General features: G+C 67.1%; 13 protein-coding genes, 4 tRNA genes and 1 pseudogene. 7 read left to right on the top strand and 11 right to left on the bottom strand.

Annotated elements, in window-relative coordinates:
• Positions 1–358: 358 nt before the first annotated feature.
• A tRNA-Arg gene (locus tag FG94_RS05210) sits at positions 359–435 on the bottom strand.
• Between the two features lie 327 nt (positions 436–762).
• Positions 763–839: transfer RNA gene (locus FG94_RS05205), tRNA-Arg, on the bottom strand.
• Between the two features lie 197 nt (positions 840–1036).
• Here FG94_RS05205 and FG94_RS28070 point away from each other — a divergent pair.
• Positions 1037–1392: pseudogene (locus FG94_RS28070) on the top strand (IS1595 family transposase); the annotation flags it as partial.
• A 50-nt stretch (positions 1393–1442) separates the two neighbouring features.
• Here FG94_RS28070 and FG94_RS05195 read toward each other — a convergent pair.
• Positions 1443–1519, bottom strand: a tRNA-Arg gene (locus FG94_RS05195).
• A 132-nt stretch (positions 1520–1651) separates the two neighbouring features.
• Positions 1652–1728, bottom strand: a tRNA-Arg gene (locus FG94_RS05190).
• A 109-nt stretch (positions 1729–1837) separates the two neighbouring features.
• Here FG94_RS05190 and FG94_RS05185 point away from each other — a divergent pair.
• Positions 1838–5767 (top strand): two-component regulator propeller domain-containing protein, encoded by a 3930-nt coding sequence (locus FG94_RS05185; protein WP_051996235.1) that lies wholly within the window; start codon positions 1838–1840, stop codon positions 5765–5767.
• A 1-nt stretch (position 5768) separates the two neighbouring features.
• Here FG94_RS05185 and FG94_RS05180 read toward each other — a convergent pair whose 3' ends face one another.
• Positions 5769–6716 (bottom strand): D-2-hydroxyacid dehydrogenase, encoded by a 948-nt coding sequence (locus FG94_RS05180; RefSeq protein WP_036208068.1) that lies wholly within the window; start codon positions 6714–6716, stop codon positions 5769–5771.
• A 268-nt stretch (positions 6717–6984) separates the two neighbouring features.
• Between FG94_RS05180 and ligD the strand changes: the two genes are divergently transcribed.
• Positions 6985–9648 carry a DNA ligase D gene (gene ligD, locus FG94_RS05175; protein WP_036208005.1) on the top strand — a complete coding sequence of 888 codons (2664 nt, stop codon included), beginning with the start codon at positions 6985–6987 and terminating at the stop codon, positions 9646–9648.
• Between the two features lie 161 nt (positions 9649–9809).
• Here the strand turns inward: ligD and FG94_RS05170 are convergent, their stop codons facing one another.
• Both FG94_RS05170 and FG94_RS05165 read right to left on the bottom strand, forming a co-directional pair.
• Positions 9810–11273 (bottom strand): catalase, encoded by a 1464-nt coding sequence (locus FG94_RS05170; RefSeq protein ID WP_036208002.1) that lies wholly within the window; start codon positions 11271–11273, stop codon positions 9810–9812.
• Between the two features lie 92 nt (positions 11274–11365).
• On the bottom strand, positions 11366–12826 hold the full coding sequence (locus FG94_RS05165) for an App1 family protein (RefSeq protein ID WP_051996232.1): 1461 nt from the start codon (positions 12824–12826) through the stop codon (positions 11366–11368).
• Positions 12827–12974: 148 nt separating this feature from the next.
• On the opposite strand from FG94_RS05165, the gene FG94_RS05160 reads away from it, so the two are divergent.
• Positions 12975–13547 (top strand): hypothetical protein, encoded by a 573-nt coding sequence (locus FG94_RS05160; protein WP_051996230.1) that lies wholly within the window; start codon positions 12975–12977, stop codon positions 13545–13547.
• 129 nt (positions 13548–13676) lie between these two features.
• Complete coding sequence (locus tag FG94_RS05155; protein WP_161783941.1) at positions 13677–14702, top strand: S41 family peptidase; 1026 nt, start codon at positions 13677–13679, stop codon at positions 14700–14702.
• Between the two features lie 24 nt (positions 14703–14726).
• On the opposite strand, the gene FG94_RS05150 is transcribed toward FG94_RS05155, so the two are convergent.
• From FG94_RS05150 to FG94_RS05140, 3 genes are read right to left on the bottom strand one after another with little or no spacing between them, the layout of a single operon-like run.
• Positions 14727–14960: a hypothetical protein gene (locus tag FG94_RS05150; RefSeq protein ID WP_036208000.1), complete on the bottom strand. Its 234-nt coding sequence runs from the start codon at positions 14958–14960 to the stop codon at positions 14727–14729.
• Positions 14961–14963: 3 nt separating this feature from the next.
• Positions 14964–16040 carry a Ku protein gene (locus FG94_RS05145; protein WP_036207997.1) on the bottom strand — a complete coding sequence of 359 codons (1077 nt, stop codon included), beginning with the start codon at positions 16038–16040 and terminating at the stop codon, positions 14964–14966.
• Between the two features lie 9 nt (positions 16041–16049).
• Positions 16050–17015: an SDR family oxidoreductase gene (locus tag FG94_RS05140; RefSeq protein WP_051996226.1), complete on the bottom strand. Its 966-nt coding sequence runs from the start codon at positions 17013–17015 to the stop codon at positions 16050–16052.
• Positions 17016–17190: 175 nt separating this feature from the next.
• Between FG94_RS05140 and FG94_RS05135 the strand changes: the two genes are divergently transcribed.
• Both FG94_RS05135 and FG94_RS05130 read left to right on the top strand, forming a co-directional pair.
• Complete coding sequence (locus FG94_RS05135; protein WP_036207994.1) at positions 17191–18660, top strand: diguanylate cyclase; 1470 nt, start codon at positions 17191–17193, stop codon at positions 18658–18660.
• 42 nt (positions 18661–18702) lie between these two features.
• Positions 18703–20346: a SulP family inorganic anion transporter gene (locus FG94_RS05130; protein ID WP_036207991.1), complete on the top strand. Its 1644-nt coding sequence runs from the start codon at positions 18703–18705 to the stop codon at positions 20344–20346.
• 298 nt (positions 20347–20644) lie between these two features.
• Here FG94_RS05130 and FG94_RS26440 read toward each other — a convergent pair.
• Positions 20645–20906 (bottom strand): zinc ribbon domain-containing protein (locus FG94_RS26440; protein ID WP_152570852.1); only part of this gene is annotated, 262 nt, incomplete at its 5' end.

Raw genomic sequence — 20906 nt, 5'->3', positions numbered from 1 at the left:
AGAGATTTCTGAGAGGACATACTGTGCGCCTTCTCTTCATAGGAGAATTCGTTTCATCAGGGTTGATAGGTAGAAAAAAATTCTCGAGTTGCTGAAAATGTGTAAGCGCAGTCCTACAGAAACGGGAGGGGCTTTCCGGCGCTGAGCCCGTGCGATTTCAGTCCGGTTTAATGAACGAAGCTTAGCAGTTAGCGCGTTTTAGGATGTTTTTGCTGAGTTACCTCAGCAGCGGATCGAGGGTTCCGCACGGGCGCAGTCAGGCGTCGAGGAGAATAGACCTACCCGGGTCGGAAAAACGAGAGGGGATAGCGGAAAAGAAAAATGGCTCAGAATCGCTTCTGAGCCATTTTATAAAAGTTGGCGCGGCTGGCAGGAATCGAACCCACGACCCCTTGGTTCGTAGCCAAGTACTCTATCCAGCTGAGCTACAGCCGCCCGAGGCACGCATTATAGCAGCATTGGATGATTTGGCAAATCCCCCGATTCGTTGAACCCAAGCCCATCCGGAGTGATTCCCCCCAGCCCCGTTGCGAGGATCGGACGCCCGGTGAAGCGCGGCGGCCGCGGGGAAGGGGAATCGAATTGCGATGCTGCGGGATGAATCTTCTCAGAGCCGTCTTAGAAGGCGCTTAAGCGTGGCGCAGGCGGGCGCAACATGTCAATCTGCAGGGGCGCCGGCGAGGGGACAGGGAGAGCGGCCGCATCAAACGGATGCCGCAACGAAAAAAGGGACCAGATTTTTCAATCTGGTCCCTCATATTCTGGCGCGGCTGGCAGGAATCGAACCCACGACCCCTTGGTTCGTAGCCAAGTACTCTATCCAGCTGAGCTACAGCCGCCCGATGCACGCATTATAGCAGGAGCTTCGCATATTGCCAAAGCCTCATTGGCATCCTGGCACAGCCTGCGAGTCCTGCGCGGCCCACAACGAAAAAGGCGCTGTCATCCTTAACTATGGATGAGGGCGGAACTGCTGAGCTCATCCTTGGTCGAATGCCTGTCACCACAGACGGCAACAACCATGCGCGCACCAGTTGCGCAGCTGGAGCGAGACCTGCTGCCCCGGCTCGACCGGCAGGTACTCTTGGTCAGCGACGCCCATGCGGCATATCGCCGTTTCGCCCGCAAGCATGGCATTGCGCACGAGGCGGTGAACCTGCGTGCGGGCGTGCGGGCGTGCGGGTACGCCGCGCCGTTGCCGGAGCCATCCATGTGCAGAATGTGAATGCCTACCGCCAGCGCTTCCGGCAGTGGTTGAGCCGCTTCCGCGGCGTAGCTTCGCGCTACCTGCCGAACTACCTGGGCTGGCGCCGGGCGCTCGATGGTGGGCGGATCACGACGGTGGAGCAGTTGCTGCGCCTTGCGATCGGGGTCATCCATAGCCAACGGTGACAGCGCCACGAAAAAAGGGACCAGATCTTTCAATCTGGTCCCTCATATTCTGGCGCGGCTGGCAGGAATCGAACCCACGACCCCTTGGTTCGTAGCCAAGTACTCTATCCAGCTGAGCTACAGCCGCCCGAGGCACGCATTATAGCAGGAGCTTCGCATATTGCAAAAGCCTTCATTGGCATCCTGGCACATCCCGCGGGACCTGCGTGGCCCACAACGAAAAAAGGGACCAGATCTTTCAATCTGGTCCCTCATATTCTGGCGCGGCTGGCAGGAATCGAACCCACGACCCCTTGGTTCGTAGCCAAGTACTCTATCCAGCTGAGCTACAGCCGCCCGAGGCACGCATTATAGCAGCGCCTTGTTATTTCCGGAAGCCTCAATTTTTTTCCGTAGGCAAACCTGCTCTGGTAGATTAGCCGGGTTGGAACCTGATGAGACACCTATGTTTGCCTTGAAGCCGGGAGCGCGCCTCGCTCTGGTCGCTCTATGTATGCTGTGCCTGTGGGCGGGCAGCGCCCTCGGCGCGCCGCGCAGCCTGCGCTTCGAACGCCTGTCGATCGAGGAGGGCCTGTCGCAGCAGTCGGTGCTGACCATCCTGCAGGACCGGCGCGGTTTCATGTGGTTCGGCACGCAGGCCGGCCTGAACCGCTTCGACGGCTACCGCGTCACGGTCTATCGCAACGACCCGAACGACCCCGCCAGCATTCCCGATAACTATGTGCTCGCCTCCTACGAGGACGAGCAGGGCAGGCTATGGTTCGGCACCAAGGGCGGCCTGAGCCGGTTCGACCACGCCACCGGCAAGTTCCTGCGCTTCGCGGCGCCCGGCGCCGGCGCCGGCGCCCCGTATACCGGCAACCGCGCCGTGCTGGCGATCCAGCCGGCGCCGGGCGGCGGACTGTGGCTCGCCACCGGCGACGGCCTGCAGTACCTCGATCCCGCCAGCGGGCGCCTGCGCGCCTACCGCCATGACCCGGCCGATCCGCGCACCCTGCGCGACAACCGCGTCAATGCGCTGGCGCTGGATGGCCGCGGCCACCTCTGGATCGGCACCGCGGCAGGGCTGGACCGGCTGGTGCCCGGCGCCGACCGCTTCGAGCACCATGATCTCGACCCGGAAGACCTGCAGCGCAATACCGTGCTGGCACTGTCGATGGGCCCGCGCGATACGCTCTGGGTCGGCACCGCGGCCGGGCTGGAAGCCTGGCGCCTCGGCGACGGCGCGGCCGATGGGCGGCCGCAGCGGCGCCGCATCGGCAGCCAGCTCGGCATGGAAGAGTCGCGCATCAATGCGCTGTACCACGACCGCGGCAACACCCTGTGGGTCGGTACCGAACTGGAAGGGCTGAAATGGCTGGACCCGGCGACCGGGCGCTTCCTCAGCTACCGCAACGACCCGGCCGATCCGCACACGCTGTCGGACAACCAGGTCACCGCGATGCTGGTCGACCGTACCGGCACCCTGTGGGCCGGCACCCAGTTCGGCGGCGTCAGCCGCACCGACCTGGCCAGCGGCGGCTTCGCCCGCTATGGCGGCAACGAGGGCCTCGGGAGGGCCAAGGTACGCGCCATCGCCGAGGATCCGGACGGCGCGGTGTGGATCGGCACCACCGGCGACGGCCTGATGCGGATGGCCCGCCCGGGTGGACGGATCGAGCGCGTCGGCCAGGGCGAGCTGCCGGGCGAGGTGGTGAGCGCGCTGGCGCATGCGCGCGGCCGCACCTGGATCGGCACCCCGACCGGCCTGGCCTGGGTTGATGCCGCCGGGCGCTTCGGCCAGACCGGGCTGGGCGCCAGCCCGGGCGCCAACTATGTGCAGGCGCTCCACCCCGGCCGCAGCGGCACGCTGTGGATCGTCACGCGCGGCGGCCTGGCCGCGCTGCTGCCGGGGCAGGCGCATGGCAAAGACCTGGTGCGCACCTGGCGCCACGACCCCGACGACCCGGGCAGCCTGGGCGAGAACTACGGCTTCACGGCGCTGGAGGACCGCCGCGGGATCGTCTGGATCGGCACCGAGACCGGCCTGGAACGCTACGACCCGGCGAGCGGGCGCTTCACCCACTATCGCCCCGACCCGCACAATCCGAACGGCCTGCGCCACGGGCGCGTCTATCACTTGATGGAGTCGGCGCGCGGTGAACTGTGGGTCGGCACCGCCGGCGGCCTGCACCGGATGGAAGCCGGCAAGGAAGGAGTGCGTTTCCGTTACTACCCGTTCAACAAGGGCCCGGAAGCGCTGCCGATCGGCGCGATGATCGAGGACGAGCACGGCTTTGTCTGGGCCAGCACGACGGCCGGCATCACGCGCGTCGATCCCACCACCGGCGCCACCAAGAACTACACCGCGAAGGACGGCTTGGTGGACGGTTCCTATTTCGTCGGCGCGGCCATGCGCGGCCGCGACGGCCAGTTCTGGTTCGGCGGCACCACCGGCCTGACTTCCTTCCTGCCGGACGCGGTGCGCGACAATCCCTATGTGCCGGAAGTGGTGATCACCGACTTCCTGGTGCTGAACCGCTCGCGGGCCACGCCCAACTTCCACGAACAGTCCGCCCTGACGCTGTCGCACCGCGACACCGTGTTCACCCTCGAATTCGCGGCCCTGCATTATGCCGACCCCGAAGGCAACCGCTACGCCTACCAGCTGGAGGGCTTCGACCAGGGCTGGGTCGACACCGACGCGCGGCGGCGCTATGCAACCTACACCAACCTGGACCCGGGAACCTATGTGTTCCGGGTCCGTGCCAGCAACAAGGACGGCGTCTGGAGCGCGCAGCCGGCCTCCCTCACGATCACGATCACGCCGCCGTTCTGGAAGACCCCGTGGTTCCGCACGCTCGCGGTGCTGGCCGTCCTGGCGCTGTTCACTGCCGCCTACCGCCTGCGCGTGCGCGGCCTGGTCGCCCAGAAGCTGCTGCTGGAACACGAGGTGGGGGTGCGCACCGTCGAGCTGCGGCGCCAGAAGGAATCGGCCGAGCGGCGCAAGCAGGAGGTCGAGCAGCAGAAGGAAGTGGTGGAGCAGGCGCACCGCAACATCGCGCTGCTGTCCGACATCGGGCGCGCGGTGACGGCGAACCTCGAACTCGAAGCGATCATGCGCACGCTCTACGAGGAGGTGCATGCGCTGATGGACGCGAGCCTGTTCGCGGTAGTGCTGCGCCACCCCGAGCGCGGCGCCATCGAATATGTCTATGCGGTGGTCGACGGCGAGCGCCGCGAGGCCTTCGAACTGCCGGAAGACCCGGACCGGATTCTCGCCGCCTGGGCCATCGTGCGCGGGCGTGAGGTGCTGGCCGGCGAGCTTCCCCAGGAGCTGCCGGACTACCTGCCGGGCTTGCCGCCTGAACAGGCCGGCGAGATCGCCTTGCCCTGCGCCTGGCGCGCCGGCATGGCGCCGCGCTCGCTGCTCCTGGTGCCGGTGCTGGTGGGCGAGCGCGTGCTGGGCGCGCTGACGGTGCAGAGCCCGGCCGCCCGGGCCTACGGCCAGGTGCACCTCGACATGCTCGAAACGCTGGCCGCCTACGTCGGCGTGGCGATCGACAATGCCAGCGCCTACCGCCAGCTGCAGGATACCCAGGCCCAGCTGGCGGCGCGCGAGAAGCTGGCCTCGCTCGGCTCGCTGGTGGCGGGCGTCGCCCACGAGCTGAATACCCCGATCGGCAACAGCCTGCTCATGGCCAGCACGCTGCAGGAGAAGACGGGCGACATCGCCGCGCGCTTCGACAGCGCCAACCTGCGTCGCTCGGAGCTGGCCGACTACATGGCGGCCTCGCGCGAAGCGTCCAGCCTGATCATGCGCAGCCTGCACAATGCGGCCGAGCTGGTGAACAGCTTCCGCCAGGTATCGGTGGACCAGGCCAGCGCCCAGCGGCGCCGCTTCGACCTGGCCCAGGCCTGCCAGGAGATCGTCGCTACCCTGATGAACACCGTGCGCCTGGCCGGACACCGGCTCGAACTGCGCGTGGCGCCGGGCATCGTGATGGACAGCTTCCCCGGCCCGCTCGGCCAGGTCGTGATCAACTTGGTCAACAATGCCCTCTTGCACGCCTTCGAGGGGCCGGGCGGCAGCATGGTGCTGGAAGCGGCGCCCTGCGAGGGCGGGGTGCGCATCACCTTCCGCGACGACGGGCGCGGCATCCCGCAAGGCGACCTGTCGCGCATCTTCGATCCCTTCTTCACCACGCGCATGGGACAGGGCGGCACCGGCCTGGGACTGAACATCAGCTGGAACATCGTCACCACGCTGCTGGGCGGATCGCTGCGGGTGGAAAGCGCGCCGGGGCAGGGCGCGGCCTTCATCCTCGAGCTGCCGCTGCGCGCGCCGGACCCGCAGGCGCTGCAGGCGGCGCCGGAAAGCATGCCCGGGCGCTAGCTCAGGCGACCACGTTGATCGGCCGGCCGGCGGCCCAGGCTTCGATGTTATCGACCAGCATGTCGGCCAATGTCTGCATTGCCCCGCCGCTGGCCCAGGCCACGTGCGGGGTCATGATGAAGTTCGGCAGGCGCAGACGCAGCAGCGGGTTGTCGGGCAGCGGCGGCTCCTGGCTCAACACGTCGAAGCCGGCGCCGCCGATGCGCCCCTCCTGCAGGGCCGAAGCCAGCGCCGCCTCGTCCACCAGGCCGCCGCGCGCGGTGTTGATCAGGAGGGCATGCCGCCCCATGAGGCCCAGCTCGCGCGCGCCGATCAGGTGGCGCGTGGCTTGCGTCAGCGGCAGGTGCAGGCTGACGACGTCGGAGCTGGCCAGCAGTTCGTCGAGCGGCAGTTCGGTCACGCCAGGCTCGGCTACCGTCGAGCGCGAGGTGGCGGCAATCTGCATGCCGAAGGCGCGCCCGAGCTGCGCCACTTTCTTTCCCAGCGCGCCATAGCCGACGATGCCGAGCCGGCTGCCGGCCAGGTCGCCGATCGGGTGGTCCAGCAGGCAGAAGCGGGTCGAGCGCTCCCATTTGCCGGCCTCGACGTCGGCCACGTAGGCTCCCAGGTTCCGGCGCAGCGCCAGCAGCAGGGCGAAGCAGTGTTCGGGCACGGACACCAGGGAATAGTTGCGGATGTTCGACACCACGATGCCGCGCGCCCGGCAGGCCGCGAGGTCGACGTTGTCGGTGCCGGTGGCGGCGATGGCCACCATCTTCAGGTCGGGCAGGCGCTCGATCGCGGCCGCGCGCAGCGGCACCTTGTTGGTGACGGCCACGCTTGCCCCGGCCAGGCGTTCCACGACCTGGTCTTCCGCCGTGCCGGCATGATCCTGCCAGTCATGGTCGAAAGCGGGGGCGCGGACCCGGGCCTGCAGGCTGTCGCGGTCGAGGAAGACGATTCTGGGCATGGCGTGCTCGCGGGTGGTCAAAGCCACATTGTAGACGCCATCGAAACGATGGCGTCGAATACGACAAAGGACAGGGCGAACCTGTCCTTTGGATATGGTGGGGCCCGAGCGGCCTGTTATGTACTGCTGAACCCTCAACGGCTGCGCAGGCCGGCCGGTTGACGGGCTTACATTTGCTTACAAAGGAAGGCAGGGTTAGCTGGCGTACAGTCGCGCCAGCCGGGCGCGGCCTACACTGGACCCACGACCGTAGCCGGGGAGGTGGCACATGCCAGACGCGCTCAAACTGTACAAGGCCAAGCGCAATTTCGACATCACGTCCGAGCCCCTTGAGGGCGGCGCGCCCAGTACCGAGGCGTTGACCTTCGTCATCCAGAAACACTGGGCCACGCGCCTGCACTACGATTTCCGGCTGGAACTCGACGGGACCATGAAGAGCTGGGCCGTTCCGAAAGGACCGAGCTACGACACCCACGACAAGCGCATGGCCGTGCACGTCGAGGACCACCCGATTTCCTATTCCGACTTCGAAGGCACCATTCCGCCCAAACAATATGGTGCGGGGAAGGTCATCATCTGGGACAAGGGTACCTGGGAACCAGTCGGCGATCCGCACGAGGGCTATCGCAAGGGCAACCTGAAGTTCGTCATCCACGGCCACAAGATGCACGGGCGCTGGGTGCTGGTGCGCATGAAGGGCCGCGGCGACGACAAGCAGGAACCCTGGCTCCTGATCAAGGAGAACGACGAGCACGCCCGGCCGGCCGAGGAATTCTCGGTGGTCGACGAAATGCCCGACAGCGTCAAGGACCTGCCGATGCCGAAGCCCGCGCGCGGCAAGGTGGCGGCGCTGAAGGCCGAGGCGGCATCCGAAGCCCAGTCGGAAGACGTGCGCGAGCCGGCGCGCAAGCGGGCCGCCGCCGCCAAGCCCGCGGCCAAGGCCGGCGCGAAGTCCACCAGCACATCCACGCGCGCCAGGAAGGCCGCGGCGCCCAACTTGCCGGAAGGCGTGGTCGAGGCAGAGCTGCCCGAAGCCTTCACGCCCGAACTGGCGACGCTGGTCGACGGTCCGCCGCTGGACCCGGAAAACTGGGTATTCGAAGTCAAGTTCGACGGCTACCGCATGCTGGCGCGGGTCGAGAAGGGTACGGTTCGGCTCATCACGCGCAACGCCAACGACTGGACCGACAAGCTGGCGCCGCTGCGCGACGAACTGCAGCGCATCGGGCTGCCGGACGGCTGGTACGACGGCGAGATCGTGGTCCACGACGAGAACGGCAAGCCGAACTTCGGCCTGCTGCAGCTGGCCTTCGATGGCGTGCGCACGGCCGACATCGTCTACTTCCTGTTCGATGCTCCCTATTGCAACGGCTACGACCTGCGCGACGTGCCCCTGGTCGAGCGGCGCGCCGCGCTGGAACAGATCCTCAAGAAGGCCAAGTCGGACAAGGTGCGCTTCTCCGCCGAGTTCGGGACCAACCCGGACGAACTGGTGGTGGCGGCCTGCAAGATCGGCCTGGAAGGCGTGATCGGCAAGCGCCGCGATTCGCGCTACGTGACGCGCCGCTCGCCCGAGTGGATCAAGCTCAAGTGCGGCCTGCGCCAGGAATTCGTGATCGGCGGGTACACCGACCCGAAGGGCTCGCGCCAGGGCGTCGGCTCGCTGCTGCTCGGGACCTACGACCGCGAGGGCGTGCTGCGCTATGCGGGCAACGTGGGTTCGGGCTTCAACCACGCTTCGCTGATGGACATCAAGGAACGCCTGGAAGCCCTGCGTACCGACGACAGTCCGTTCCCGCCGCGCGCGGTGCCGGGGCGCCAGCACCACTGGGTCAAACCGGTGCTGGTGGCCGAGGTGAGCTTCTCGGAATGGACCAATACCGGCTCGGTGCGCCATCCGGTGTTCCAGGGCCTGCGTAATGACAAGCCGGCCAGGGGCATCACGCGCGAGGAGCCGCGCCACATCGAGGACATCGACGAGGGCAAAGCGCGGGCCGAGGCGCCCGACGAACCGGTGTCGCCGCCGCCCGCCGGCCTGCACCGCAAGCTGCCGGACTCGCTGCGGGTCACCAATCCCGCGCGGGTGGTCGACCCGTCCACCGGCATCACCAAGCTGGACATCATCCGCTACTACGCGCTGGTGGGCGAGCTGATGATGGAACACCTCAAGCGCCGTCCGCTGACCCTGGTGCGCGCCCCCGCCGGCATCGGTGCGGAGCTGGTGTACCAGAAGCATGCCGACGTGAAGAAGCTGCCGGGCGTGAAGCAGATGGACCAGGCGCTCGACCCGGACAATCCGCCGATGCTGGAGATCGCCGGCGTGGAGGGTATCCTGTCCCTGGCGCAGTGGAACGCGATCGAGCTGCACACCCAGAATGCGCTGGCCAGGAGCTACGAGACGCCGGATCGCATGGTGTTCGACCTCGACCCGGGCGAGGGCGTGGAGTGGCAGCAGATGCAGGAAGCGGCGCAGATCATGCATGCCTTCCTCGACGAGCTGGGCCTGCCGTCTTTCCTGAAGACCAGCGGCGGCAAGGGCCTGCACGTGGTGGTGCCGGTGAAGCCGGAATACGGCTGGGATACCGTGAAAGCCTTCTCGCAGGCCATCGTGCGCCACCTGGCGGCCACGCTGCCGGACCGCTTCGCCTTCAAGAGCGGCGCCAAGAACCGGGTCGGCAAGATCTTCATCGACTACCTGCGCAACGGTCGCGGCGCGACCACCATCAGCGCCTGGGCGGCGCGTGCACGCCCCGGGCTGGGCATTTCGGTGCCCCTGGCATGGGACGAGCTGCAAAAGCTCAAGTCGAGCGCGCAGTGGACGGTGGCAAACGTGCACACGCGGCTGGACAAGGGGAACGAACCGTGGGCGGGCTATGCGAAAGCCGCGAAGGGGCTCACCAAGGCGATGAAGATCCTGGGGTTTGATGAGTAGGTGAGATACCGCTTGCTGCTCATGCAAAATTGGGTTCCGGCCTTCGCCGGAACGACGGTATTCAGTTTGGCAGCTATGGAGAGGATTTCTCTGCGCTAGCCGTAAAACCGTCGTCCCGGCGGAGGCCGGGACCCAAGTTCGCACCCTGAGCTACCAAGGTTTCACTCAACGTTACGGCCCAGCGCCTTCAACGACGCCCGCACCCCCCGCCCGTACGCCGGATCCGCCTTGTCGAACTGGCGCAGCTGGCGCTGCAGGATATCCTCGTCCACCCCGCTGAGCGGCCCTGCCAGGTTGTCGCACAGGTTCTGGCGCGCCGCAGGGCTCATCAGGCGGAACAGGTTGCCGGCCTGGGTGTAATCGTCTTCCATCCCGCGGAAGTCGTAGCGGCCGGCGTCGCCCCTGATCGGCAGTTCCGGCTCGCCATGGCCCATGCCCAGCGCTCCCCGGCCTACCGAATCGACGGTGGCGTAGTTGCGCGCCGCGCCGCCGTTGGCGATCGCCATCGCGCCGTCGCGCTGCTGGTTGTGGAAGGGGCAGCGCGGGGCGTTCACCGGCAGGTGCTGGTGGTTGGTGCCGACCCGGTACAGCTGGGCGTCGTGGTAGGCGAACAGGCGGCCCTGCAGCATCTTGTCCGGCGAGTAGCCCAGGCCCGGCACCACGTTGGCCGGCGAGAACGCGGCCTGTTCGACTTCGGCGTGGTAGTTGTCCGGGTTGCGGTTCAGTTCCAGCACACCCACCGGCAGCATCGGGAAGTCGCCGTGCGGCCACACCTTGGTCAGGTCGAAGGGGTTCCAGCCGGTGCGCGCCTCCCAGTCGGCCAGCTGCTGTTCGCTTGCCACCTGCACCTTGACGTCCCACTGCGGAAAGTCCTGGCGGGCGATCGCCTCGAACAGGTCGCGCTGGGCGTGGTCCGGGTCCGTGCCTGCAAGTCGGACCGCCTCGGCGGCGCTGAGGTTCTTGATGCCCTGGCGGGTCTTGAAGTGCCACTTCACATACACGCGTTGCCCGGCTTCGTTGATCAGGCTATAGGTATGGCTGCCGAAGCCGTCCATGTGGCGGTAGCCGTCCGGGGTGCCGCGATCCGAGAACAGGATGGTCACCTGGTGCAGGCTTTCCGGCGCATTGCTCCAGAAATCGAACATCATGTTGGCCGATTTCAGGTTGGTCTGCGGATCGCGCTTCTGGGTATGGATGAAGTCCGGGAACTTGATTGGATCCTTGATGAAGAACACCGGGGTGTTGTTGCCGACCAGGTCCCAGTTGCCTTCCTCGGTATAGAAACGCAGGGCGAAGCCGCGCGGGTCGCGCTCGCTGTCGGCGCTGCCTTTTTCGCCCCCGACGGTCGAAAAGCGCAGGAACACCGGGGTGGCCTTGCCGACCTCGGAGAACAGCTTGGCCTTGGTAAAGGGGCGCAGGTCGTGGGTGACGGTGAAGCTGCCGTAGGCGCCCGAGCCCTTGGCATGGACCACGCGCTCGGGAATGCGCTCGCGGTTGAAGTGCTGCAGCTTCTCGATCAGGTGGAAGTCCTGCAGCAGCAACGGGCCGCGCGGGCCGGCGCTGAGCGAATTCTGGTTGTCGGCGACCGGGATGCCGGAAGCGGTGGTAAGGCGGGGCTGGCTCATCAGGAATCTCCTTGTTGTGTACTCGATAGGGAGATTCTATGGCTCAACGGAGAATTAATAAATTTGATTAATTGAATCAGCTTGATAGTTTTTCACAATCCCGTTTTCGCAGGGGGGGCATTGTCGTCCTCGCGCTTGTCCGAGCGGATCCCAGGAAGTCGGTCGACCGCGATCAGGCGCTCGGCCGCGGCGTGCGAGGCGGCGAACACGCTGTCGGGCGAGAGCACCAGCTGGGTGCCGGTGGCACTCACCTCGTCGATCAGTCGGTCGAGCGCATCGATGCGCGAGGGATCGGGGTTGACGTTGCGGATGTAGATCATCCTGACCGCGCCCGGATGGCGGCGCACGACCTCGGCATAGATCTCGGGGTCCTGTTCGCCGCTGTCGCCGATCAGTACGAACTGCATGTCGGGATAAAAATCCAGGATGCGCTCGATCTGTTCGAGCTTGTGGTTGCCGTGCTCGTTGATCTTGAGCACCTGGCGCACGCTCAGCTCGCGCAGCAGCAGGGGCCCGAGCGGGATGTCCTGCAGCTTGAGGAAGTCGACCAGGGGCCCGAACAGGTGCCAGGGGCTGCTCGAGACGTAGAACAGGGGATTGTCCTCGCTGCCGCTGGCACCGTCGCGCAGGGCGCGGTAGAAGCCGGCTACGCCCTTGAAGGGCTTGCGCGTATGGTGGTTGGTGCGGGCCAGCATCAGCGCCATGTTCAGCTTGTTGGTGACATTGGTCCAGAGGACGGTGTCGTCGATGTCGCTGATGATGCCGAAGCGGGCGCTGGCGGCCGGGACGCGGATCTCGCTTGTCGCGCGCAGCGGCTGGCCGTCGGGCTGCAGGTTGTCCGGGAATTCGAGTTCGACCTCGTGCCAGCCGCCGCCGAGTTCGGCGGCGGGGACGAAGTCGAAGGAAAAGTAGCCGCCCCGATCCGTGTGGGTTTCGTGCGTGGCGCCGGCAAAGTGCGCCAGCACGCGCGCACCCGCCACCTCATCCGATTCGAGCCGGCGGTACAGGGCGACCAGGTTCTGCCAGCCGCTGTCGGTGTCGCTCTGCTCGCGGAAGGCCGCCTCGTCCAGCAGGCGGCCCTTGAGCCACACCCGTCCGGCATTGCCGAAGCCGAGGTAGGGCACGGCCATCAGGCGGCGCCCGCTTTCCGGCGCGCTCAAGCGGCGCAGGGCGGCGCTGGCAAAGGCGCCGGCGCCGCGCGCCAGGCGCTGGCGTAGCGGCGTGGCGGGTACCACCTCCCGGCTGGCTTGCTGCAGCTTGTCGGCGGCATTGGCCGCCGTGGCGGCACGCGGCGTGCCACGTTCCACCCACACGCTGCCGCGCGCAGTGCGCGTCAGGAGCAGGGCCTGCTGCACCTGCTGGGGCTTCATCGGATCCACTGGCGTGGCCATCACGTGCACCGCCGTGCCCATCTCGCGTAGCCGCGCGATGTCGGTTTCCGACAGCAGGCCGGGATTCAGGAACAGGCTGGCCTTGCCGAGGTCAACCCTGGCCGCGATGTCGTCGAAACCGGCACGGGTCAACACAAGGAAGGGCATGGCGCTGTTGGGCATGGTCGCATCTGGCATAGTCGGGTTATGCCAAGTATCGCGCACGCGCGGCGAAGGGCACGCACGCTACGAGACAATCACGGTGCACGCTTCATGCACGCCACGCTTCTCTGGCAAGCTGGAGTGCCTACTTCACCACCGCCGGCCGACCATGAACATCGTCTGCATCGCCTGGGGCTCCCTGTTGTGGAAGCCCGCCCCCCTCAAGCTGGCCTCGGGCTGGCATCCCGGCGGTCCACGCCTGCCGCTCGAATTCGTGCGCAAGAGCGACGACAGCGCGGAAGTCGCCCTGGTGCTGTGCGAAGGCGCGCGCCCCATGCCGACCTATTGGGCCTATCTCGATGCCTCCGACCTCGATGCGGCGCGTGCGATGCTGGGCGAGCGCGAGAAGATCGCGCCGGGGAGGCCCGACTACATCGGCAGCATCCCGCCGGTCGACGGTGCCCGAAGCGACGAGCGCATCGCCGCCTGGCTGGCGCGCATGCGTCTCGACGCCGCCGTATGGACCGCGCTGCCGGCCAAGTTCGAGGGGGAGTCCGGGCGGGTGCCGACGCCGGACGAGGTAGTACGCGCCCTCGATTGCCTGCCGGGCGAGGAACGGGCCCAGGCCGAGCGTTACGTGCGCTGCACGCCGCCGCATATCGATACCGCATACCGCCGCATCATCGCGGCGCGCCTCGGATGGCATGCCGCGCGTGACGCCCATGTAACCCGGATTCGCTAGAGCTGCGCTTGCATGGCAATAAAAACTACCAGGAGTTGGTAATGGCTGTGCTATTCTTCTGCCACTGGATTGTCTCGCTCATAGTAATGTTCGTTCACCCAGAGGAAAACAATGAAAAGAATAGTGACCGTGATAGCGATCTCGCTGGTGTTGGCCGTGTTCTGGCTGGCCTTCAAGCCCCGACCGGAGGTAGTGGTCGACCGTGCAATGCGTACCGCAATGATCGATGCCCTGGTGGCGAAGCTGAACGATCACTATGTCTTTCCCGAGAAGGCCAGGCAATTCGAGGCCGTCCTGCGCCAGCGCGAGCAGGAAGGCAGATACGATAAAACCAAGGACGGTTACCGGCTGGCGACGCAGCTCACGGCCGATATCCATGGCGTCGCGAAGGACCAGCACCTGAAGGTGCGCTTCGCTCCCGGCCTGGATCTGGTCAGCGAAATGGGAGAAGCGCCGGCGGCGACGCAGGCAGAGTGGGAGCAGCGCACCAACTTTCTCGAGCGCCTGATGATGCGCCGCACGGCAGCCCGTGCAGTGAAGGTCGAACGCCTCGGCGACAATGTCGGCTACCTGAAAATCTCCAGTTTCCCCGATGCCCTCCCGGTCGCCGGCAAGTTCGGTGCAGCGATGGATGAACTCGCCGATACCGGGGGCCTCGTCGTCGACCTGCGCAAGAATGACGGCGGCGATCCGCAAGCGGTGGCCCTCTTGATCAGCTATTTCGTCGACCGGCCCACACGCCTCAACGACATCTGGGATCGCGAGACCGGCAATGCGGTCCAGCATTGGACGCACGACAAGCTCGTCGGTAACCGCTACGGCGGCAGCAAGCCGATCCTGATCCTGGTCGGCCCCCGCACGGCGTCCGCCGGCGAAGACTTCGCGTACACGATGCAGGCCCTGAAACGCGCCACCGTGATCGGCGATCGGACCTGGGGCGGCGCCCACCCCATGGGCTTTTACCGCATCGGCGAGCACTTCTTTGCTCAGATACCCAACCAGCGCAGCATCAGTTCCATTACCGGCACCAACTGGGAAGGACGCGGGGTCAAGCCGGACATCGCGGCGGCGCCGGACCAGGCGCTGGGAGTGGCCAGGGACATGATGCGGCGTCGGCTCCAGGGAGGCGCCGCGCTCGCTGTCGCCGGACCTTGACACGCCCGGGCCGGGTGGCCGGACTCAGGATTCGTTCTTGAAGATCCCGCGGATGTTCATGCACATCAGCGCCGCCTGCAGGACGATCAGGGCCAAGGCTTCGTCGTGGATGCCCCACACGATCCACAGCAAGTTACTGAGGATGAACATGGAAAAGCCGAACACGCGCCGCTCGGCGCGCTTGGAGCCGATCAGGTAGGCCGCGAACAGGGTGACCAGCATCGCCGGCCACTGGAGGAAGTCGATGAATTCATCCATCCGTCACGCCGCCTTCCTGCGGCGCGGAGCGGCCGTCGATGGTGCGCCGGTGGACTTGGCGGCGGTTTTCCTTGCCGCCGGCTTGGCCGCGGCTTTGGTGGCGGTCTTGCGCTTCGGCGCCGCGCCGCTGGCGGCGACGCGGTCGGTGCCGTGGGCGGCGGCCTTGCGCGCACGCGGAGGCGGTGCTTCCTCTTCGTCCTCGTCCTCGGCAGCGGGCCGGCGTTTCTTCGGCGGCGGCGGTTCGTCGTCGTCGTCGTCGTCATCAATGGCCGCGGCCTTGCCGGGTTTCTTGCCCAGGCTGGCCTGCAGGAGCGAAACCAGGTCGATGACCTTGCCGGTCTCGCGCTTCGTCTCGCCCGGCTCGGGCATGGTGATGGTCTTGGTCTGGTGCGCCTTGACCTTCTTCTCGATCAGGGCCAGCACGTCCTCGCGGTAGGTGTCGTGGTACTGCTCGGGATCCCAGTCCTCGGCCATGCCCTGCACGAGGGCCATCGCCATCTTGAGTTCCTTGTCGGTGATCGCGGCCTTCTTGTCGTCGGCCGTGGGGATCTTGAGGTCGCCCGCATCGCGGATCTCGTCGGCGTAGCGCAGCGTGTTCATGACGATGGTATCGCCCACGCAGACCAGCGCCGCCAGGTGCTGCTTGACGCGGATGACGACGCGCGCGATGCCGATCTTGCCTGCCTTGCGCAGGGTTTCGCGCAGCAGGGCGTAGACCTTGTCGCCGCCCTTGCCGGGGGCGAGGTAGTAGGGCTGCTCGAAGTAGAGCAGCGAGACGTCCTCGGCATCCACGAAGGCGAGGATGTCGATGGTCTGGGTCGCCTCCGGGTTGGCGCGCCGCAGGTCTTCGTCGGACAGCACGACGTATTCGCCGCTGGTGTACTCGTAGCCCTTGACGATGTCGTCCCAGGAGACTTCCTTGCCGTTGCCCTTGTTGTAGCGCTTGAAGCCGACCGGCGAGAAGTCGCGCCGGTCGAGCATGGTCAGGTCGAGCCCCTTGTTGTCGACCGCCGGGTACATATCGACGGGGATGTGCACCAGCCCGAAGCTGATCGCACCTTTCCACATGCTGCGCGGCATAACTCCTCCTTATTCGCCTACCTTGCCGGTCACCGGCAGGATGACCCCCGTGATGTAGCCCGAGCACACCGGCGAAGCCAGGAACACGTAGGCCGGCGACAGTTCCTCCGGCTGGGCGGGACGCTTGAAGGTGGTGCTGGCGCCGAATTCCTTGATGTCCTCGGGCGACTGGTCGGCCGGGTTCAGCGGCGTCCAGACCGGGCCCGGAGCCACGCAGTTGACGCGGATGCCCTGGTCGATCACGCTGGCCGCGAGCGACATCGTGAAGGCGTGGATGGCGCCCTTGGTGGCGGAATAGTCGAGCAGCTTCTTCGAGCCTTTCAGGCCGGTCACCGAACCGGTGTTAATGATCGACGAACCTTCCTTGAGGTGGGGCAGGGCCGCGCGCGCCATGTGGAAGTAGCCGTAGATGTTGGTGCGGAAGGTCTCGTCCAGCCGCTCCTCGGTGATGTCCAGCAGCGAGCTGGCATGTTCCTGGAAGGCCGCGTTGTTGACGAGGACGTCGAGGCGCCCGAACTCGGCGACCACTTTCTCGACCGCGTCCTTGCAGAATGCGGCGTCCTTGACGTCGCCCGCGATGGTGACGCAGCGCCGGCCTTCCGCCTCGACGCAGCGCTTGGTCTCTTCGGCGTCCTCGTGTTCGTTCAGGTACATCACGGCCACGTCGGCGCCTTCGCGCGCGAACAGCACCGCGACCGCACGTCCGATGCCGGAATCGGCGCCGGTGACGATGGCGCTCATGCCTTCGAGCTTGCCGCTGCCCTTGTATTGCTCCGCCATGAACTTCGGCTTCATCTCCATCTGGGCCTCGATGCCCGGCTTGGCGAGATGCTGCTCGGGCATCGGCGGGGCCGGCTGCTGGATCCCGGTCTGCACCGCCTCGTCGTTCTCCGCCTTCTGCATGCTGCCGTCCTGCTGGTCCTGGCGGCTCTGGATCGCCTTCTGCTTGTTTGCCACGTCATCCTGGTGTGCCATTGCGTGCTCCCGTGAACGTTCAGTCGACCCGTAGAGTATCGACGCGTCGCTCCGTGCCGGACGGTGCGCTCCCACACACACGGAGACAATTCTTCACTATGCCCCCCCATGGCTTTATGGCAAACTTGCCAGCGTTTTTCGCAAACTGGCTCGCCAGGAAATAAAAGGAGAAGGGATGTCTCAGCAGGAAGGCGCAGGGCAGGCGTGCAGCGGCCTGTTCGTCAATCCGGCCGGGCAGCGCCGCAGCGCGTTCCAGCAAGCGTGTGCCGGACTGTTCGACGCCTTGCGCGTGGTCGATGGCGCCGAGCAGGCCCTTGCCATGCTGGCGCAGCAGCCGGCCGACGTGCTGGTGCTCGACCTCGAGTGCTTCGAGATCGGCATCGACCTGCCGGCGCTCGGCCAGCTGGTGGCGCAGCGCGAAGGCAGGCCGGTGCTGGTCCTGTGCCCCTTCGGCAATGCGCGCTGGCTGCCGGCCCTGATGGCCCATGGCCCGCTGGCCTACGTGATCGGCCCCCTGGGGCCGGAGGAGCTGCGTCGCGAAGTCGCCGCAGGCCTGCGCGCCGCGTTCTCGCCGGCCCCCGCGGCCAGTCCGATGGAAACGGAGCTGGCGGCGCTGCTGGCGGTGCGCAGCAGGGCCCAGGGGGCGCTGGCCGAGGCCGACGACAGCATCCGCTTCGGCGAGCGCCTGTGCCTGGCCCTGCTGGACTGGCCCGGCGTGGTGCATGCCGCGATGTTCCAGCGCCACGAGGGCGGCGATCTGCGGCTGGAAGCGCAGCACGGGCGCGCTGGGCTCGACCTGGCCGCCGTGCTCGGGCGCGGCGAGCGCCTGCTGCAGGCGCCGCTGCGCCATGCCTTTCCGAGCCTCCTGGCCGCTGCCAGCGGCGAGACCGTGCTGCTCGATGCCGTCGACAAGGCAGGCGAGCCGCTGCTCGCGCAAGCCTTGCGTGCCCAGGGCGTGCAGATGGTGCTCGGCGTGCCGGTGCCGGCATCGGGCCCGGGCGCGCCGCGCGGCGCCCTCTGCCTGCTGTTCGGGGACGCGCGCCCGCTCTCTGGCGCCCAGCTGTCCGCCCTGGACGACCTGGCGCAGCTGGCCGCCTTCGGGCTGCGCATGGCGGAGCTGATGCGCGAAAGCGAGGAGCTGCTCGGCCGGGTCACCCAGCTGGCGACCCTCGACGCCCTGACCGGCGTGGCGAATCGCCGCCATGGCGAATACCTGATGGAACAGGAGATCAAGCGCGCCCGCCGCTACCGTACGCCGCTGGCCCTGATCGCCTTCGACATCGACCGCTTCCGCAACGTCAACGACGCCTACGGCCACCCGGTGGGCGATATCGCGCTGCGCACCGTGGCCGACACCGCGCGCGCCCTGCTGCGCTCGAGCGACGTGCTGGTGCGCTCGGGCGGCGAGGAGTTCCAGGTGATCGCGCCGCACACCAGCGCCATCGACGGCCTGAAAATGGCCGAGAAGCTGCGCGCGGCCATCGAGGCCGCCGAGATCCCGGGCTGCGACCGCGTCACGGTCAGCCTCGGCGTGGCGCAGCTGGGCGAACTGGAAAACGGCGATTCGCTGGCGGTGCGCGTGAATGCCGCGCTGGCGCGTGCCAAGCGGGCAGGGCGCAACTGCGTCGAACTGGCGATGCAATAAGCCGCATGATAGGCTAGCGGCTTTTCTGTCGGGCAATACCTTATGCTTCAGTGGCTGCAGCACTACCGGCGTTCGATGCTGCCGGGCGACATCAGCGCCGGCATCGTCGTCGCGATGATGATGATCCCCCAGGGCATGGCCTATGCGCTGGTGGCCGGCCTGCCGCCGGTGGCCGGGATCTACGCCAGCATCGTGCCACCGCTGTTGTACGCGCTGTTCGGCACCAGCAGCACCCAGTCGGTCGGCCCGATGGCGATCATTTCCCTGATGACGGCCTCCAGCCTGGCTCCGCTGGCGGCGCCCGGCAGCGCGCTGTATGGAGTGCTGGCCGCGCAATTGGCGCTGTTGTCCGGTGTTGTGCTGCTGGCCTGCGGCCTGCTGCGCATCGGCTTCCTGGCCAACTTCTTTTCCCGTCCCGTGATGAGCGGCTTCACGCTCGGCTCGGCGCTCCTGATCGCCTGGGGCCAGCTGCGGCCGCTGCTGGGCGCCACGCCGCCCGCCGTCCACTGGCCGAGCGCGGCGCTGGGACTGGGCGCGCTGGCCGTGCTGGTCTGGGCGCGGCACTACATGGCCGGCAGCCTGCGCCGCGCCGGGCTGCCGCCGGTGGCGGCCGACATCGGCGCCAAGCTGGCGCCCATGCTGGTGGTGATCGGGGCGACCGCGCTGGTGCCGCTGCTGAAGCTGGAAGCGCTCGGCGTGGCCACCACCGGCTCCGTACCGGCGGGACTGCCGGGGCTGAACCTGGCGATGTCAAGCGGGCACTGGCAGGCCTTGCTGCAGCCGGCGCTCCTGATCGGTTTCATGATCTTCCTGATCAGCATGTCCGGCGCTCAGACGCTGGCGCTCAAGCGCGGCGAGAAGCTGGGCAGCAACCAGGAATTGGTGGGCCTGGGCGCGGCCAACATCGGCAGCGCCCTCAGCGGCGGCTTCCCGGTGACCGGCAGCATCTCGCGCTCGGCGGTGAACTTCGCGGCCGGCGCCAACACCCAGCTGGCCAGCATCATCACGGCCGCGCTGCTGGCGCTCGCCCTGGTGGCCCCGACCGGCTGGCTGGCGCTGCTGCCGCTGCCGGTGCTGGCGGCGACCATCATCGTGGCGGTGCTCGGCATGCTCGACCTGTCGACCTTGAGCACCTCCTGGCGCTACGACCGCGCCGACGCGGCGGCGCTGCTGGCCACCGGCGCCGGGGTACTGGTGCTGGGCGTGGAAGCGGGCGTGGTGGTGGGCGTGGCCTTGTCGATGGGGGCGCTGATCTGGCGCGCCAGCCGTCCCCACATTGCCGTGCTGGGCCGTATCAATGGCACCGAGCACTTCCGCAATGTGGACCGCTATTCGGCCGAGACCGCACCGGGCCTCTTGATGCTGCGCGTGGACGCCGGGCTGTTCTTCGGGAACGTCGAGGCGGTGAACGAACGCATCGAGGACGAACTCGCGGCGCGCCCCGACACGCGCCACCTGGTGCTGGTGCTGTCGGCGGTGAACGCCATTGATACCTCGGCCCTGTTCGGGCTCGGGGAGTTGAACACCTCGCTGCGCCAGCGCGGGGTGCTGCTGCACCTGGCCGAGGTGAAGGGGCCGGTGATGGACCGCCTCAAGCACAGCACGCTGCTGCAGGCGCTGAATGGACGCCTGTTCCTGAGCGCCGCCATGGCCTGGGATGAGCTGGCGCCCGGGCCGGCCTCATGATTAGTTCCTGAAAAGCAACGCTGTATTGACAGCGTGTCGACCGGTCATTAGGATTGATCAGGCGCAATATCAAATCAGGTGCGACAGGCTTGGGCCTGGAGCGCACGCGCCGAATCGGATAAGGGCAGGGATGACCCGACATGAGACGCCGGCAACCAGCGTTGCCGTTCGCAGGACAGGCGCGGCGATCGCACTTGCCGCGCTGGCGGCCGGACCGGCCCAGGCGGCCGAAGTCAAGACCAGCGGCCGGCTGATGGCCGGCAACGTCTACCGGGTGCAGGACCGGGATCCTGATCTGCTAGCAAAAACGTGCACAAAAGTGTGCAGCGTTCTCTTCCTGCCCCGAACCGTCTTGTTGACCGAGCTCGTGCCTGGCAGGCGTGACTTTCCCGCCTCCCGCCGGCACCTGGCCGGCGGCAGTGCCCGGCGTCGCCGCCGGACTCGCCACGGGTAGCGCCGTTGCCGCCGCGAGGGCGCCGGTGGCGAGCCGTTGCAAATTGATGGCCGCGTTGACGTCGCGGTCGTGGTACGCGCCGCAGCCGGCGCATGTCCAGGCGCGC

The organism is Massilia sp. LC238 (genome assembly GCF_000735635.1).
Classification (GTDB): Bacteria; Pseudomonadota; Gammaproteobacteria; order Burkholderiales; family Burkholderiaceae_D; genus Telluria; species Telluria varians.
The sequence above is the reverse complement of the archived record's forward strand: the minus strand, read 5'-3'. Positions and strand labels throughout refer to the sequence as shown.